Source organism: Sphingomonas sp. DG1-23 (assembly GCF_030730875.1).
Taxonomy (GTDB): Bacteria; Pseudomonadota; Alphaproteobacteria; order Sphingomonadales; family Sphingomonadaceae; genus Sphingomonas.
Genome location: NZ_JAVAMA010000009.1, coordinates 165,721 through 182,249, shown reverse-complemented (window position 1 = coordinate 182,249; position 16,529 = coordinate 165,721). Strand labels below are relative to the sequence as shown.

At 66.1% G+C, this 16,529-nt stretch carries 12 protein-coding genes; 5 read left to right on the top strand and 7 right to left on the bottom strand.

Going from position 1 to position 16,529, the window contains the following annotated elements:
* Positions 1 to 62 precede the first annotated feature (62 nt).
* The 4 genes from manD to Q9Q95_RS15340 all read left to right on the top strand — a co-directional run bounded on the left by manD (position 63) and on the right by Q9Q95_RS15340 (position 4,502).
* Positions 63 to 1,286: a D-mannonate dehydratase ManD gene (gene manD / locus Q9Q95_RS15355; RefSeq protein WP_306098014.1), complete on the top strand. Its 1,224-nt coding sequence runs from the start codon at positions 63 to 65 to the stop codon at positions 1,284 to 1,286.
* Between the two features lie 10 nt (positions 1,287 to 1,296).
* Entirely contained in the window at positions 1,297 to 2,448 is a 1,152-nt protein-coding gene (locus Q9Q95_RS15350; RefSeq protein ID WP_306098013.1) for an endo-1,4-beta-xylanase, read from the top strand.
* 93 nt (positions 2,449 to 2,541) lie between these two features.
* Complete coding sequence (locus tag Q9Q95_RS15345; RefSeq protein WP_306098012.1) at positions 2,542 to 3,549, top strand: AAA family ATPase; 1,008 nt, start codon at positions 2,542 to 2,544, stop codon at positions 3,547 to 3,549.
* Positions 3,549 to 4,502: a 1-phosphofructokinase family hexose kinase gene (locus Q9Q95_RS15340; protein WP_306098011.1), complete on the top strand. Its 954-nt coding sequence runs from the start codon at positions 3,549 to 3,551 to the stop codon at positions 4,500 to 4,502. Before Q9Q95_RS15345 ends, Q9Q95_RS15340 begins: the two co-directional genes overlap by 1 nt.
* Here the strand turns inward: Q9Q95_RS15340 and Q9Q95_RS15335 are convergent.
* Positions 4,457 to 4,759, bottom strand: coding sequence for a helix-turn-helix transcriptional regulator (locus Q9Q95_RS15335; RefSeq protein WP_306098010.1), 303 nt, complete (start codon positions 4,757 to 4,759; stop codon positions 4,457 to 4,459). The genes Q9Q95_RS15340 and Q9Q95_RS15335 overlap by 46 nt on opposite strands.
* Positions 4,760 to 4,937: 178 nt before the next feature.
* On the opposite strand from Q9Q95_RS15335, the gene Q9Q95_RS15330 reads away from it, so the two are divergent.
* Entirely contained in the window at positions 4,938 to 5,537 is a 600-nt protein-coding gene (locus tag Q9Q95_RS15330) for an alpha-ketoglutarate-dependent dioxygenase AlkB (RefSeq protein ID WP_306098009.1), read from the top strand.
* Here the strand turns inward: Q9Q95_RS15330 and Q9Q95_RS15325 are convergent.
* From Q9Q95_RS15325 to Q9Q95_RS15300, 6 genes are all read right to left on the bottom strand, one after another.
* Entirely contained in the window at positions 5,521 to 6,732 is a 1,212-nt protein-coding gene (locus Q9Q95_RS15325) for an MFS transporter (protein ID WP_306098008.1), read from the bottom strand. The two genes, Q9Q95_RS15330 and Q9Q95_RS15325, sit on opposite strands and share 17 nt — an antisense overlap.
* A gap of 34 nt (positions 6,733 to 6,766) precedes the next feature.
* Positions 6,767 to 7,816, bottom strand: a complete 1,050-nt coding sequence (locus Q9Q95_RS15320; protein ID WP_306098007.1) for a LacI family DNA-binding transcriptional regulator — start codon at positions 7,814 to 7,816, stop codon at positions 6,767 to 6,769.
* Positions 7,816 to 9,348, bottom strand: a complete 1,533-nt coding sequence (locus Q9Q95_RS15315) for a tryptophan halogenase family protein (RefSeq protein WP_306098006.1) — start codon at positions 9,346 to 9,348, stop codon at positions 7,816 to 7,818. Before Q9Q95_RS15315 ends, Q9Q95_RS15320 begins: the two co-directional genes overlap by 1 nt.
* On the bottom strand, positions 9,345 to 10,880 hold the full coding sequence (locus tag Q9Q95_RS15310; protein ID WP_306098005.1) for a tryptophan halogenase family protein: 1,536 nt from the start codon (positions 10,878 to 10,880) through the stop codon (positions 9,345 to 9,347). Before Q9Q95_RS15310 ends, Q9Q95_RS15315 begins: the two co-directional genes overlap by 4 nt.
* Positions 10,881 to 10,999: 119 nt before the next feature.
* Positions 11,000 to 14,146 carry a TonB-dependent receptor gene (locus Q9Q95_RS15305; protein WP_306098004.1) on the bottom strand — a complete coding sequence of 1,049 codons (3,147 nt, stop codon included), beginning with the start codon at positions 14,144 to 14,146 and terminating at the stop codon, positions 11,000 to 11,002.
* A 66-nt stretch (positions 14,147 to 14,212) separates the two neighbouring features.
* The gene (locus tag Q9Q95_RS15300; protein ID WP_306098003.1) at positions 14,213 to 16,471 is read right to left on the bottom strand and encodes a beta-glucosidase; all 2,259 of its coding nucleotides are present in this window, start codon (positions 16,469 to 16,471) and stop codon (positions 14,213 to 14,215) included.
* Positions 16,472 to 16,529 lie beyond the last annotated feature (58 nt).

Sequence of the window (16,529 nt, the reverse complement as noted above, 5' to 3'; positions counted from 1 at the left end):
AGCTTGTTCATGGTAGCGCTACCAGACACCGCGCGCCCGACGCGCACAAGCAGGAGAGCCAAATGGGTGCGCAACGCGCCGAGATCGTTTCCGCGCGCGTGATCGTCACTTGCCCCGGCCGCAATTTCGTCACCCTTCGCATCGAGACCCGCGACGGCGTATACGGCTTGGGCGATGCGACGCTCAACGGCCGCGAGCTGGCGGTGGCGAGCTATCTCACGGACCATGTCATCCCTTGCCTGATCGGCCGCGATGCGCACCGTATCGAGGACATTTGGCAATATCTCTACAAGGGGGCCTATTGGCGACGCGGCCCGGTGACGATGAGCGCCATCTCGGCCGTCGATACCGCGCTCTGGGACATCAAGGGCAAGATCGCGGGCCTGCCGGTCTATCAATTGCTCGGTGGCGCCAGCCGCGAAGGCTGTATGGTCTATGGCCACGCCAATGGCGCGACGATCGAGGAGACGATCGAACGCGCGATCGAACATCGCGAGCGGGGCTATAAGGCGATCCGCCTTCAGTCGGGCGTCCCTGGCCTCAACGCGACCTATGGTGTGGCGAAGCCCGGCGAGCGTTACGAGCCCGCCGACGGTGCGCTCCCCAAGGAAAGCCTGTGGTCGACCGAGAAATATCTCCGCTCGGTCGCGCCCCTGTTCGAGAAGGCGCGCGACGCGCTCGGCTGGGACATGCATCTGCTTCACGACGTCCACCACCGCCTGACCCCGATCGAGGCCGGCCGGCTCGGCAAGGAACTCGAGCCCTTCCGCCCCTTCTGGCTCGAGGATCCCACTCCGGCCGAGAACCAGGCGGGCTTCCGGCTGATCCGTCAGCACACCACCACCCCGCTCGCGGTCGGCGAGATCTTCAATTCGATCTGGGACGCCAAGCAGCTGATCGAGGAGCAACTGATCGATTATGTCCGCGCGACGATCGTCCATGCCGGCGGTCTCACGCATGTCCGCCGGATCGCTGCGCTCGCCGACCTCCATCAGATCCGTACCGGTTGCCACGGCGCCACCGATCTTTCGCCGATCACGATGGCCGCGGCGCTCCATTTCGGCCTGTCGGTGCCCAATTTCGGGATCCAGGAGCTCATGCCGCACACCGCGGAAACCGACGCCGTCTTCCCCCACGCCTATCGCTTCGCCGACGGGACGATGCATCCGGGCGACGCGCCGGGGCTCGGGGTCGAGATCGATGAGACGCTCGCCGCCCGCTACGAATATAAGCGCGCCTATCTCCCTGTCGCGCGGCTCGAAGACGGCACGGTCTTCAACTGGTGAGGAGACGGAAATGACGCGACTGACCCGCCGCGAAATGCTCGCAGCCGCTGCGGCCTGCGCGGCCGCTGGCCCCGCCTTCGCCACGGACGGGTCCTCGCTCAACGCGCTCGCCAAAGCCAAAGGCATGCGCTTCGGCTCGTGCGTCGCATGGAGCGCGCCCGGCGCCGACGCCGGCTCCTTCGCCAACCCCACCTACGCCGCGCTCCTCGAGCGCGAATGCGGCATCCTCGTCCCCGAGAACGAGTTCAAATGGCAGCGGCTGCGCCCCGATCCGGTCAGGTTCGACGTCAGCCGCTTCGCCGATATTCTGGATTATGCCGAGGCCAAGGACATGGCGATGCGCGGCCACACCTTGCTTTGGCACAAGGCGCAATATTTCCCCAAATGGCTGAACAGCTATGATTTCGGGCCGAAGCCGCGCGCCAGAGCCGAAACGCTGCTCACCGACCATATCCGCACCCTCTGCCGCCGCTATGGTGATCGGGTCCGGAGTTTCGACGTGGTCAACGAGACGATCGACGAGAAGACCGGCCTCCAGCGCGAGACCTCGCTTTCGAAGGCGTTCGGCGACGCCGATGCGATGGTCGATTTCGCCTTCCACACCGCGCGCGAGCACGCACCCAAGGCCGAACTCGTCTACAACGATTATATGAGCTGCGAGCCCGGCAACGAGAAGCACCGCGCCGGCGTGCTCAAATTGCTCGAGGGCTTCCGTAAGCGCGGCGTCCCCGTCGACGCGCTCGGCGTCCAGTCCCACATCGGCGTTTATGGCGATCCAGGGCAGACGGCGGCACGCCAGGAAGCCGAATGGCGGAGCTTCCTCGATCAGGTGGTCGCGATGGGCTATAAATTGCTGATCACCGAGTTCGACGTCAACGACCGGGACCTGCCCAGCGATGCCAAGGTTCGCGACGCCGCTGTCGCCGCCTATGCCGACGCCTATCTCTCGATCCTGTTCGACTATCCGCAGCTCGAGGACGTACTGGTCTGGGGAATGTGCGACAAATATGGCTGGCTCAATGGCTTCAGCCCGCGCGCCGACGGCAGCATCAAGCGCGCCACGCCGTATGATGCGACATTCCGGCCCAAGCCGCTCCGCGAAGTCTTCGCGCGCCGTTTCGCCGCGGCAGCGGCGCGGCCGGCCCGACGAGCTGCCCGATAGCCCCGGCAAAATTCGCAATTGTCGGCTACCGTTCAGAAAAGCGGTGCTAGCCCGGCGAAGCGCCAGTAAGGGGAGCGCCAGGGAGAGCCGGTAATGGCTGCGGTGGCTGCAACGGGAAATGATTCGCCGGAGGTGCTGCTCGAACAGGGCGGGCTGGACGCATCCGCTCTCCACCGCTTCACCGACAGCATCGTCTCCAGCCATGCCGCCGCTCCGATCGGCGACGGTGCGGCCTTTCTCGCCCGGATCGAGCGTTTGGCGACCGGAGAGAAGCAGCGCCGCGAATGGTCGCGCCAGCTGCCGCATCTCGAGCGCAGGAGCCGGGCGCACCGCTTGCGGCGGCTGCCCGGCGGCGACCAGGACATATTGTTCGATCTCGCCGCGCATCTGATCGCAATGTTGCGGCACGGCCGCGCGGCCGAAGCCAATATCGTCGCCAATCGCTATCTCGACGTGGCGCCGCAGGGCGCTACCGGCTGGGCGACTTTGCCCCTGTTCCTGTCGCTGCACGCCGCCGAAGCCGGCGATGCGGCGCTCGCCGACGCCGTGCTCGCCCCCGCCCCGTCCCGCCTCGTCGTGATCGGCGGCCTGTCCGGCACCGGCAAATCGACGCTCGCCCGCTTGCTCGGGGCGCGGCTGGGCCGCGGCGCCGGCGCGCGGGTGCTGCGTTCCGACGTGTTCCGCAAGCGCCTCGCCGGGCTCGCGCCGGAAACCCGGCTGCCACCCGCGCATTACACACGGCACAGCGACGAGGAGACTTATGAGGCATTGTTCGAATCGGCCTACGACCATCTCGCCTGCGGCGGCGCGGTGATCCTCGACGCGGTCTTCATGAGCCGCAGCGAACGCGACGTCGCAGAGGCGATCGCCTTTCGCATCAACGTGCCGTTCACCGGGATCTGGCTCGAAGCGCCCGAGCGCGACCGGATCGCCCGGGTCGGCGCGCGCAACGACGACGCTTCGGATGCCACGCCGGAGGTGGTCCGCGAGCAATCTCGGCTGTCGGTGGGCGAACTTGCCGGCTGGCACCGGATGCGGGTGAATCGCCCGCTCGACCTCATCGTTCCTGCTGCACGCGCCGTGCTCGAACGGCGGCGCTGATGGCGAGGATCGCCACGCTGACTCTCAATCCTGCGCTCGATCTGTCGACCAGCACTGACAAGGTTCGCCCGACGCACAAATTGCGCTGCGCCGAGCCCCGCCTCGAACCTGGCGGCGGCGGGATCAACGTGGCACGCGTAGCCCATGCTCTTGGCGGCGAGGTCATTGCGGTCTTTCCTTGCGGCGGCCCCACAGGCGCGACCTTCGAAAAGCTGCTGCGCGACACTGGCGTGCCGATCGCGCCGGTGCCGATCGCCGGCGCGACGCGCGAGAGCTTCACCGTCGATGAGAGCGATAGCGGCGAGCAATATCGCTTCGTCCTCCCGGGCCCGACGCTCGCCGAGGCCGAGATCGAAGAACTCCTGCAGACCGTGATCGGCATGGAGGGGCCGCCTGCTTATGTCGTGGCGAGCGGAAGCCTGCCGCCGGGATGCGATCCCGCGATCTTCCACAAATTGTGCGGACTGTGCGGAAAGATCGGCGCGCGGCTGGTGGTCGATACTTCCGGCCCGGCGCTCGCCGCGCTGGAGGGCGGCTGCGCGTGGCTGATCAAGCCCAGCCTGCGCGAAGTGCAGGAGCTGGTCGGCCGCGATCTCGCCAGCGAAGCCGATGAATGCGCCGCCGCGCGCGAATTGCGCGATCGTGGGTTCGCCGAAGTGGTGGTGGTCTCGCTCGCCGAACGCGGCGCACTGTTGGTCGCCCAGGAGACCGAACTGCGCATGCCCGCGATCGAAGTTCCCGCCGGCAGCGCGGTCGGTGCGGGCGATTCGATGGTCGCCGGGCTCACTCTGGCGCTTGCAGCCGACAAGAGCCTCGAAGAAGCCCTGCGCTATGGAATTGCCGCTGGCGCCGCGGCCTTGATCACCCCCGGCAGCGAGCTGGCACGCCGCGAGGACGTCGAGCGACTCTACTCGGCGGCCTTGGCGAGGGGCTCGGAGCAGAACAGGTCGTGAAGCGATTCGAGCATGCGCTTCGCTTCGGGGCTCGCCAGCGAATAGAAAATCATCTGGCCGGCGCGGCGTGCAGCGACCATCCCCTCGCGGCGGAGCAAGGCGAGTTGCTGCGACACGGCAGTGTCGCGCGCGCCGGTGAGCCTCGCCAGCTCGCCGACGGACTTCTCGCCGTCCCATAAATGGCACAACAGCAACAGGCGGCTACGACCGGACAGTGCTTTCAGGAACAACGACGCGCGGTCGATTTCGGCAATCATTTGGTCTTTCACGGCGCGCACCGCTATGCCGGTAATGCGTTCGTTGCAACCGCTATGAGGCGGAATCGGAACGGATTTTAACAAGAAATCGCTGTTGCATGAAACGCAACCGCTGCGCCGCAGGGGTTGGAAAGCGCTCCGGCAGTCCCCAATTTCGTCGGCCCACTCCGAGACAATCGTGCCCCCTCCGCTCTCCGCTCCTGACCTGTTCGGCGCTCCCGCGCTTCCCGGTCTCGCTTATCGCGAGGCGATCGTCACGCCCGAGGAGGAGCTTCGGCTGATCGCCGCGATCGATGGCCTCGAACTACGTCCGTTCCGGTTTCAGGGATGGCTCGGCAAGCGCCTGACCACCAGCTTCGGCTGGCGCTACGATTTCGACGACGCCAGCTTCACGCAGGGAATGCCGCTCCCCGACTGGCTGCTCCCGACTCGCGACAGGGCCGCGACCTTCGCCGGCCTCGTGCCCGGCGATCTCGAACATGCGCTGCTGATCCGCTACGATCCCGGCGCTGGGATCGGCTGGCACAGAGATCGCCCGGTGTTCGAGCATGTGATCGGCATCTCGCTGGGCAGCCCCACGACGATGCGCTTCCGCAAGCGGCGGCCCGGCGGGTTCGATCGCTTCGCCGCGCCGCTGGCCCCGCGCTCGATCTATCATCTCTCGGGCGAGGCGCGGCACCAATGGGAGCACAGCATCGCGCCGATGGAGGTGCCGCGCTGGTCGATCACCTTCCGCAGCCTTTCCGACAAGGGCCGCACGCTCAATTCTGGGTCCTGATCGTCATCGCGGCGCCACCGCCCGCGAGTACGCCGAGCGCGAGGATCAGCAGCCACGTGGCATAGCCCGCTTTGTCGGGACTGAGCGCCAGCGCGAGCAAAGGCGCGACCATCGCTGGCAGCGTATTGGTGAGGTTGAGGATCCCCAGGTCGCGCCCGCGATGTTGCGGCGAGGGCAACAATTGCATCGCCAGTGCCGATTGCAGCGCGAGGAACACCGACATCCCCGAGGTCGCGGCGCCGAAGCCGAGCGCCGCCACCGCCCAGTTCGGCGCTGCGGCCATGATCGCGAGTCCCGCCGCCATCACCAGCGCCGCCGCCGCGAGGAAAGGCTTGCGCCGCATCGTCAGGTCCGACAGCCGCCCCGCCGCGATCGTCAGCAGCAAGGCGATGATCGTCACCCCTGCGAAGATGGTTGCGACGCCTTCGCTCGCCGCCTCGGCATGATGCTTGTCGGGGATCTTCTGGCCCAGCACCGCGAGGAAGTAGAACAGCCCATAGGTCGACAGCCCGTTGCCGGCGATCTGGACGAGCATCCGCGCGATCCAGATCCGCGCGAAATCAGCACGGCGACGCACGCGCAATTCCGCCGGCGGCTCGGGAAGCGGGTCGCGACGCTCGCTAATGAATAGCAATAGCGGAAAAACGAGGATGGCGATGACTGCGCAAAGCAGAGTGTAGCGCATCCCCTCGGATCCGAGCGCGTGAAGCGTCACGCCGACAGCGACGAGCGAGGAAAACGGATGCGCCGCGCCGATCAGACCGGCTACGAGCCCCTTCTGCGCGTCGGGGATTTCATCCGCCATGATCGCCCCGACGGGCGCGAACATCATGTTGATCGCGATTTGCAGCAAGCCCACCGCCACGAGCATCGATGCCCCGTCCTCGCTCCAGTGGAACAGCGCATAGGCAAGGACCAGCAAGGCGAGCCCGGCGAGGATCCACGGGCGCCTGGTGCCGCGCATACGATAGGTCCGGTCACTGAGCGCGCCGAAGATCAGATTGGCGACGCTCGCCATTGCCGCGCCGCCCAGAGCCGCCGCGCTGAGCAGTGCGACGCGGTGCTCGGGGTCGGCGACCGCAGTGACCTTGAGCGGCAGCAGCACCGAGACGAACGGAATGAAGCTGACGAAAAGCCCCGCATACGCAAGTGCATAGAGCAGGATGAAGCCGCGGCCGGGCGAGGTGAAATGCATGGACGCGCGAGCATCGTCGCGCCCTTGCGCCGAGTCAACGCGGCGGCGCGGTCGAATCGCGGACGATGAAATCGAACGGCAGCAGGTGCCGGCTATTGCCGTCGAGGCTCTTGGCCTTGGCCTCGATCAGCAGGTCGGCGGCCTTGGCGGTCATCTCCGCGATCGGCTGGCGGATCGCGGTTAGCGAAGGTACGCTCATCCGCACCGTCGGCGTATCGTCGAAGCTGACGATCGACAAATCCCGCGGGACCGACAGGCCGAGCGGCGCGGCGGCGTGGAGCACCCCCAGCGCCATCTCGTCGCTGCTCGCCAGGATCGCGCTGGGCGGCTGATCGAGCCGCGCCAACGCTGTCATCGCGCGCGTGCCGGCTTCGTAGGTGAAGTCGCCGGGCTGAAGATATTCCGGGCGCACCGCGAGGCTCCTGCTCTCCATAGCGCCGCGGAAGCCGCGCAGGCGATCGCCGCTGATCGCATATTCGGGATGCCCCTCGACATAGGCGATGCGGGTATGGCCCTGGTCCAGAAGATATTTGGTCGCCGCCCGCGCCGCGGCCTCATCGTCCATATAGACCGCGCACCCCTCGCCTTCGCGGCGCGAGCCAAGCCGGGCGAAGATCAGTCCATTGCGATGGAGCAACTGGGTGATCCGCTCGTCGTCGCTGTGCGGCGGAGTCAGGATCACCCCGTCGGGATGCAGCGCCGAGAGCGCCGCCTGGACCTGCGCCTCGAGCTGGTCCGAATGCGAATCGACCAATTCGAACAGCATGCGATAGCCATGCTCGGCGCATTTGAGCATGCCGCCATACAGCATCTGATCGACCCAGTCGTTGCCGCGCCGCGACTGCCAGCCATCGAGAGTCGGACGGCGATCGTTGAAGGCGAGGATCAGATAGGAACGCGACCCTCCCAGCCGCCGCGCGGCGAGGCTCGGGACATAGCCGAGCTTGTTGACAGCGTTCATCACCCGCTCGCGCATCGCCGGCGTGACGTTTGGGCCGTCGTTGATCACGCGCGACACCGTCTGGAACGAGACTCCCGCCTCGGCCGCGACGTGCTTGATCGTGATCGCGCCTTTCTTCTGCATCAGCGGACCGGATTGCCGAGATCGACCGCGTCGGCGCGGCAATGCGCGTCGATGAATTCCTGATGGGTCGGCAAGGTGGCCGCGACCTGCGCCAGCTGCGCACGCACCTGACCCATTCCCTCGAACAGCCACGCCTCGTCGATACGATCGACCAGCGGGTGGTACGTCGCAGGATGGATTCCCATACCCTCGAGCACCGAATGCCAGCTGACCGCGCGGAACAGCTCGTCATGGCCTTCGCGCAGCACGCCATTGGCGCGAAACAGCTCGATCCGCTCGTGCAGGCTGTCGGGCAATTTCATGTCGCGGCATTTGCGCCAGAACGGCGTGTCGTCGCGCTGCGTCGCGGCGTAGTGCAGAACGATGAAGTCGCGGATCTCGACATAATCCGCAGCCATGCGGCGATTATATTCCGCCGCGAGGCGCGGATCGCAATTCCGGTCGGGCAGATAGCGGAAGAAGAAGTCCATGCCGCGATAGACGAGATGGATCGCCGTCGATTCGAGCGGTTCGATGAACCCCGAGGCGAGCCCGAGCGACAGCACGTTCCTGTGCCAGATCTTGTCGCGCATGCCGGTCTTGAACGGCACCACCATCGGCCCTGCAACCACTTCGCCTTCGACCTGATCGAGCAGGCCCCGGGTCGCCTCCTCGTCGGACAGGAACTCGCTGCAAAAGACGTGACCGTTGCCGGTGCGGTGCTGGAGCGGAATGCGCCAGCGCCAGCCAAAATCCTGCGCCTGGGCCAGCGTGTAAGGCCGCGGCGGGCCGACATTCTGCGTCTGCGCGGCGATAGCGCGGTCGCAGAACAGCCATTCGGACCAATCCTCATAGCCCACACCGAGCGCCTTCTCGATCAACAGCGCGCGAAAGCCCGAGCAATCGATGAAAAAGTCGGCGGCGACTTCGCGACCGTCCTTGAGCACCAAGGTCTCGACGAAACCGCGATCGTCGAGCCGCACGTCGCCGACGATGCCTTCGGTGCGCTTCACGCCCCGCTCCTCGGCATGGGCGCGGAGAAACCGGGCGACCCGCTTCGCGTCGACGTGGAGCGCATAGGCAGCGCCGCCGATCGGCGTCTTCTGCGCCTTGAACGGCAGCATGAACCGCCCTTCGCGCGCCATTGCCGCAGCTGGCGCGAAGTCCATCAGCTCGAAGGGCTGCCCGGCCTTCCGCGCCTTGAGCCAGCATTGATAGAATTCGCTGAGCTCGACTTGCTGACCGATCGAACCGAACGGATGGAAATAGCGCTCGCCCTTGCGGTGCCAGTCCTCGAATTCGATGCCGAGCTTGAAGCTGGCCTGCGTCGCGCGGACGAAATCCTGTTCGTTGATGTCGAGCCTCGCGATCAGCTCCATGAAAGGCGGGATGGTCGATTCGCCGACGCCGATCGTTCCGATATCGTCGCTCTCGACCAGTTCGATTTCGAACAATTTGCCCTTGAAATGGTGCGCCATCACCGCCGCGGCGATCCACCCGGCGGTGCCGCCGCCGACGATGCAGACTTTGCGGAGCGCGTCGGCTGCTCTCATGCTGCCCTTCCTTCCGCGGCCGCGGCGTCCATGATCTCGAGGAATTCCTGATGCATCGGAGTGTCGGCGACGGTCTCGCGGAGCGAACGGCGCATCGCCGCCAGCGAGCGAGCGAGTTGATCGGGTGCGACTGCGGCGGCCGCGGGATCGATACGGTGTGGCAGATTCTCGAAGCCGGCATAGATTGCGAGCCAGCTGGCGGGCGAGAACATTTCCCAGCGATAGCGAACGAACGCGCCGCGGGCGCGCCAGAGCGCCAGTTTGGCGTTCAGCGTGTCGGGCACGGCCATCTCGCGGCAGGCCTGCCAGAACGCGCCCGATCGGCCGTTGAGCTTGTAGTGGAGGATGAGGAAGTCGCGGACGCGCTCGATCTCCTCCGCCGATTGCGCGTTATATTCGGCGATCACGGCGGGATCGAAATCCTTGTCCGGGAACAGCTGCTTGAGCCGTTCGATGCCGGTCTCGATCAGCGCGATGCTGGTCGATTCGAGGGGTTCGAGAAAGCCCGAGGCGAGCCCGAGCGCGACACAGTTCTTCGCCCAGGCGACCTGGCGCCGGCCGGGGGCGAAGCGCAGGCGGCGCGGCTCCATCACCGGCTTGCCCGGCACCTGTGCGAGCAACTCTTCCCGCGCTTCATCATCGCTCTGGAAGCGGCTCGAAAAGACTAGGCCGTTACCCTCGCGGACGCGCAGCGGGATGCGCCATTGCCAGCCGGCGCTGCGCGCCGTCACGGTGGTGCACGAAGGCGGCGGCCCCACGCGCTCGCTCTGCAGCGCGAAGGCGCCGTCGCAGAGCAGCCAGTGCGACCAATCCGCATAGCCGACGCCCAGCGCCTCGCCGAGCAACAGCGAACGAAAGCCCGAACAATCGACGAACAGGTCGCCCTCGACGCGCGCGCCGCTGTCGAGCGCCAGCGCTTCGATGAAGCCGTCTTCGCCACGCAGCGCCACATCGGTGATCCGCGCATCGACGCGCGCCACGCCCATCCGCTCGGCAAAGCGGCGCATATGCTGCGCGAACAATGCGGCGTCGAAATGCAGCGCCCAATCGAAGATGCCGAGCTGCGAGCCGGGGTCGGGCACCGGCAGGGTGGCATGCCCCTCGCCCGCGAGCAGGCTCCCGAGCGAATAGTCGCCGAGTGGCGCAGGATCGCCCGCCGCGTGCGCCGCGAGCCAATAATGATGGAAGTCGACGCCCTTCAGATCCTGCCCGAAGCGGCCGAAGGGATGGACGAAATCATGCCCGGGACGGAGCCAGTCGACGAAGCGGATGCCGAACTTGGCGGTCGCCTGACACGCCTGCATCACTTCGGCATCGGACATGCCGAGCTGGCCGTAGAAGCGGCGGATGGTGGGAATCGTCGCCTCGCCGACGCCGATCGTGCCGATGTCCGAACTCTCGATCAGGGTGATCGAGACACCCGTGCCGGCGAGATGCGCCGACAGCGCCGCCGCGGCCATCCAGCCGGCGGTACCGCCGCCGACGATGACGACGCGCCGGATCGCGTTCGCTACACTTCCCCCGTTCACCATGTTGGTATCTGATCTTCTTGATTGCTGCACCGCAAGCGAAACCATCGCTCGTGCGCAGCCAGGCCAAAAAATGAGCCGGCAGCCCGATAAGGAACTGCCGGCTCAGGAGGGTTGGCTCGTCAGAAGCGGACGCGGACGCCCGCCGAATAGCGCGGCTCGAACTCGTTCTGCGAATGGAACTGCTTCGAATCGCTGTCGAACTGGAAGTAATAACGCTCTATCTCGCCAAAGACGTTCGAAGCGTTGGCGTACAATGCGAAGTTGTCATTGATGTTGTACGTCAGGTTCGCATCGACATATTGGGCCGTATCCTGGAAGATCGGGATCGCGCCGAAGGTCGTGGCGAGGCGCGGCGTACGGTAGCTGTACGCAACGCGAACCTGCAGCGCGTCATCCTGATACCAGCCGATCAGATTGACCTGATGCTTCGAATTGTCCGGGAAGGGCAATTCCTCGCCGTCGAGGCCCTTGTCGGTCTGCTTGCTGTCCGAGAAGGTGTAGTTGGCGTCGATACCGAAATTGCTGAGGATGCCGCCGCGGACGAAGTCGCTGAACGAGACCTTCGCACCGACTTCGACGCCCTGCAGCGAACCACCCTCGCCCTGCGCCGGCTGGGTCACCGGAACGGTGCGGCGAATGACGCCGTCCTGATCAGGGAAACGACCGGTATTGGTGGTGGCGGTGCGGACGAAGCTGTTGATGTCGAGCTTGAACAGGCTGACGTTGAACAGCGTGCCACGACCCAGATAATATTCGAGCGCGAGGTCGTAGTTATTCGAGCGCCACGGATTGAGATACGGGTTGCCGCTCGAGCTGGCGCCGGTCACCTGACGGACGCCGAGCGGCGCCGCATCCGGATTGGCCGGGCTGGGCCCCTGCGAGTCCGCGGTCGAGATTGTCAGGCCGCCGCCGTAATTGCCGAGGTCGAGCGGGATCATCGTCTTGGCGAACGAGGCACGCAGACGCAGGCTGGGCGTGATGTCCGCCGAGAGGATGACCGCCGGCAGGAAGTCGACATAGTCGCGCTTGGTGACGGTATCGCCTTCGTCGGTGTTGGTGTCGCCATAGCTGCGGGTCGGGCCGGTGATGTTCTGCTTCACGGTCAGCTTGGTGTTGATGATCTTGGCACCAATCGCCGCGCTGAAGATCCCGGTCTTGAACGAGGTGTTGAGGTACGCGCTCTCCTCGACCAGATCGACGTCATAGGTGCGGCCGGGGATGATCACTTCGTCGGCGCCGCCGAACACGCGCTCGTGGAACGCCTTGGCATCGTCGAAGTCGCGCGGATCGGCGACCCAGAAGCCGGGAATTCCCGAGCTCACCCCACCGAGGTCCGTGAGAAAATAGACATTATTATACTCGTTGAGCTTGGTCGGCTTGTTGACGGTATAGCCCTGGAAGCAGGTCGGCGCGTTGGGCGTGGTCGCGGTGGCGCAGGTGCCCGGCGTCGTCGCGATCGGATTGGCCGGGTTGTAGCCGGCGTTCGACACATATTCGCCCGCCTGACAGCCGGCCTGGTTCATCACCACGTCGATCGCCTTCCACTGGGCGGAGCAACCCTCGGCGCTCGTCGCGCCGTTGCCGCCGTAGAAGTTCGAGAAGAGGTGGAAGGCGCGGATGTTGACGCTGCGATCGCTGCGGCGGACGCCGACGTCGATGCGCTTCAAGGCGCCGAACAGCCCGTCATCGTCGAACTCGTACGAGCCGTCGGCGCGGAAGACGCCGAGATCCGAGCTATTCTCCTGATTGCCCTCCGACGAGAAGGCACCGACCGCATAGCTGTCGAGATTGGCCATATATTCGCTGAGCGGCCGCGTTCCGAGGCCGCCCGAGATCGGGCGATCGAAGCCGCTGAACGCCGGATGCTCGCCGCTGATGTCCATGTGGATCTGCGGATTCTGGCCATAGCCGAGCGGGTTCGGGTCGACATAGCGGCCGCCGTTCGAGCCGATCACATTGTTGGTGTAGCGCGATGCGGGGAATTGCGAGGCGATGTTGGCGGGCAGGAACACGCCGCGCGTCGCGTCGTTCGGATCGCGGAACAAGGTGAAGGTGTTGGTCTGGCGCCAGTTGCTCATATCGCCCTGGACCTGGCCGTTGATGCTGCGGAAATTGGCATCCGCGCGCATTGCCCGCGCCGAGAACTTGAAGTTGGTATCGTTGTCGTAATCGAGCGCCAGATTGTAGTTGGTCGCCTTCGACTTGGTGGTGCGATTGACCGAGAAGCTGTTCAACCACCACACGTCGAGGTCGTACTCGTCGACATCGAGCCACGGCTGGCCGTTGCCGCCGACCTGACCCGAATCCGAAGACGCGGTCGGATTGGTCCAGCCGAGGCCGCTCCAGCGGTTCGAGATGTTGATGCCCGCCGCGCGGTTATGCTCGGTGAAATCGGTGTGGAAGACTTCGCCGGTCAGCGTGAAGCCTTCACCGAATTTGAGCTGGACGGCGCCGTTGATGCCGAGACGATCGCGCTCGACGACGCGATTGAAGAACTCGTAGCCGTGCGGCGCGATCCAGTTCGGTCCGCCGCCACCCCAATCGTTGTTGCCGAAGGGGCCGCCGGCGATCCCGGCATAATTGTTGCCGAGGTTGGAGTTGCTCTTCACGGCGGATAGCATCACGCCGAAATTGTCGGTGCGCCACGAGACGAGGCCGCTGACCAGATAATCGTTCTTCTTGGTATAGTCGCCGCGCGAATATTCGGCCTGGCCCGAAAGCGTGAGCCCATGCTCGAGATCGAACGGACGCCGCGTGCGCAAATCGACCGTGCCCGAAATACCCGACAGTGCGTTCCGGATGTCGCTCGACTTGTAGACGACCACCTGGTTCATCAGCTGCGCGGGCAGATCGTTGAGGTTGGGGCGCGCCTCGCCGAGATTGCCCGGGCTCAGATATTGCTCGCCGTTGAGCAGGGTGATGACCTGCGGCAGGCCGCGAATGTTGACGTTGGTGCCCTCGCCCGCGCTGCGCTGGATCTGCACGCCCGAGATGCGCTGCAGCGCGTCGACGATGGTGACGTCGGGCAGCTTGCCGATATCCTCGGCCGAGATCGCGTCGACGATCGCGGTCTCGTCGCGCTTGATGTCGATCGCCGCCTGCTGCGAGGCGCGGATGCCGGTGACGACGATTTCCTCGCCTTGTGCCTCGACGGCATTCGGCTCCTGCTGCGCCGCGGGCGCATCCGCTCCCTGCGCCCATGCCGGTGCCACCCACGCCGTGGTGGTCAGCAGCCCGACGATTACCCCTGATAACCCCTTTTTCATTCCGTCTTCCTCCCAAATTGCCCGGTGGGGCATTCTCCTGCGCCCCGTCGATCCAGGTATGTGTCGTCAGGGCGCCAGCCGGCGCTCCCGCAATTCCGTGGTTCCCGTGAGCACCGGCTGCGCGGCATCGCGCGAGACCGACACGCGCCAAATGCCCGGCGCGATCCGATAGCTGGCACCGGCGACGTCATAATCGGCGATCACGCGCGGCTCGGCAGTCAGCGTGACGCGGCGCGTCTCGCCGGGGGCCAGCGTCACGCGCTCGAACCCGGCGAGACGCAGCGGCCGTGCGCCGTCGCGCGGAGCGACATAAAGCTGGGGCACATCGGCCCCTGCCCTTTTGCCGCGATTGGTGATCTCGAAGCTGACCTTCAGGCTGTCGCCGCCTTCGATGCGGAGCTTCGTATAGTCGAAACGCGTGTAGGAAAGCCCGTGGCCGAAGGCGAAGAGCGGCGTGTGCCCCTGCCGCGCATACCATCGATAGCCGACGTCGGAGCCTTCGCGGTACTGGACTTCGAACGGCTTGATCGCACGCGCGTCCTCGCCGCGCTTCGGATCGGCGAGCACTTGCTCCATCCCCGGCACCTGCGGGCGCGGCGCCTGCGCGGTCGCGGCGGGGAAAGTGATCGGCAGCCGGCCCGAGGGATTGACCTCGCCGAACAGCACGCGGGCGATCGCCTCGCCGCCACGCTGGCCTGGATACCAGGCGGCGAGCACCGCCGGCACCCGATCGATCCACGGCATCAGCACCGGTCCGGCGGTGGTGAGCACCACGGCGGTCTTCGAATTGGCGGTGGCGACTGCGGCGATCAGCGCGTCCTGATTGCCCTCGAGCGCGATACTCTCGGGATCCTCGGCCTCGGTCGTCCATTGGGTGGCGACGACGATCGCGAGATCGGCACCGCGCGCAGCGGCAGCCGCGGCGGCGGGATCGCTGCCGTCGATGAACTGGACTTGCGCGCGCGGGGCCAGCGCGCGGATCGCATTCAGCGGCGACGAAGCGTGCCACGTGCGGCGCACGAACGAGGCTGCAGGTCCGCCGGTGAGCGGGATCTCGACCGGCGCGCCGCCGACCGAGCGGACCTGGCTCGAACCGCCGCCCGAAAGCACGCCGACATCGGCATGGCCGCCGATCAGCACGATGCGCTTCGCGGTCTTCGCCAGCGGCAGGATGCCGCGCTCGTTCTTGAGCAGGACGATACCCGCCTCGGCGGCGCGTTGGGCGACTTCGGCATTCCCCGCATAATCGATCGACTGCGGCGCATCGACGACGGGAGCATCCATCACGCCGGTCGAGAAGCTGCCGAACAGGATGCGGCGGACCATGTCGTCGAGCCGCGCTTTGGGGAGTTCCCCGCGCTCGATCGCCTTGCGCAGATCGGCGCGGAAGAAGGGATGCGTATCGAGCTCGCCACCCGATTGCTGGTCGAGCCCGGTGCGCGCGGCCTTGACGGTCGAATGGACCGCCCCCCAATCGGACATCACCCAGCCGCGATAGCCCCAATCGCCCTTGAGCACCCGATTGAGCAGCCAGTCATTCTCGCAGGCATAATCGCCATTGACCCGGTTATAGGCGCACATGACCGAGCCAGGCTGGCCGCGCTCGATCGCGATGCGGAACGCGAGCAGATCGCTCTCGCGGAATGCCGCCTCGTCGATCCGGGCGTCCATGACGAAGCGGCCGGTTTCCTGGGCGTTGAGCGCGAAATGCTTGATCGTCGAGACGATGCGGTTCGACTGGATGCCGCGGATCGATTCGCCCGCGATCGTGCCGGCGAGCAACGGATCCTCGCCGAGATACTCGAAATTGCGGCCGCCCCACGGATCGCGGGTGAGATTGACTCCGCCGGCGAGCATGACGTTGAAGCGCTTGGCGCGCGCCTCGCTGCCGATCATCGCGCCCGACTGGAAAGCGAGCTGCGGATCGAAGCTGGCGGCGAGTGCGAGGCCCGAAGGCAATGCGGTCGCGACATCGCCCTTGCGCTGCTCGACCTGATTGGCGACGCCGAGGCTGGCGTCGGTCTCGCGCAATGCCGGGATGCCGAGACGCGGAATCGCGGGCTGGTGGCCGGCGGAGGGGATCAGATCGGTCGGCGCGGCCGGATCCTTCGCCATCGGCGGAAACCAAGTGTAGACGAGCGCGAGCTTCTCCTCGAGCGTCATCGCGGCGAGCAGCATTTCGGCGCGGGCCGCGGGCGAAAGCGTCGCGTCGGCCCAGGGGTGCGCGGCGGGCGAAACCGGGGATTGCTGGGCATGGGCCGGCACGGCGGCGAACATGGCAATCGTCGCCCATAGCCGCGCTGCGCTCGCCAAACTCGATTGCATCCTGCCCCTCGCTCCCCTGCACCGCCTTTCGGGCGGCGAAACTATGCTCTTGGGGGCG

Coding starts and splice junctions, on each gene's coding strand:
- manD (WP_306098014.1), top strand. CDS start 63: ATGGGTGCGCAACGCGCCGAGATCGTTTCCGCGCGCGTGATCGTCACT.
- Q9Q95_RS15350 (WP_306098013.1), top strand. CDS start 1,297: ATGACGCGACTGACCCGCCGCGAAATGCTCGCAGCCGCTGCGGCCTGC.
- Q9Q95_RS15345 (WP_306098012.1), top strand. CDS start 2,542: ATGGCTGCGGTGGCTGCAACGGGAAATGATTCGCCGGAGGTGCTGCTC.
- Q9Q95_RS15340 (WP_306098011.1), top strand. CDS start 3,549: ATGGCGAGGATCGCCACGCTGACTCTCAATCCTGCGCTCGATCTGTCG.
- Q9Q95_RS15335 (WP_306098010.1), bottom strand. CDS start 4,759: ATGATTGCCGAAATCGACCGCGCGTCGTTGTTCCTGAAAGCACTGTCC.
- Q9Q95_RS15325 (WP_306098008.1), bottom strand. CDS start 6,732: ATGCATTTCACCTCGCCCGGCCGCGGCTTCATCCTGCTCTATGCACTT.
- Q9Q95_RS15320 (WP_306098007.1), bottom strand. CDS start 7,816: ATGCAGAAGAAAGGCGCGATCACGATCAAGCACGTCGCGGCCGAGGCG.
- Q9Q95_RS15315 (WP_306098006.1), bottom strand. CDS start 9,348: ATGAGAGCAGCCGACGCGCTCCGCAAAGTCTGCATCGTCGGCGGCGGC.
- Q9Q95_RS15310 (WP_306098005.1), bottom strand. CDS start 10,880: ATGGTGAACGGGGGAAGTGTAGCGAACGCGATCCGGCGCGTCGTCATC.
- Q9Q95_RS15305 (WP_306098004.1), bottom strand. CDS start 14,146: ATGAAAAAGGGGTTATCAGGGGTAATCGTCGGGCTGCTGACCACCACG.
- Q9Q95_RS15300 (WP_306098003.1), bottom strand. CDS start 16,471: ATGCAATCGAGTTTGGCGAGCGCAGCGCGGCTATGGGCGACGATTGCC.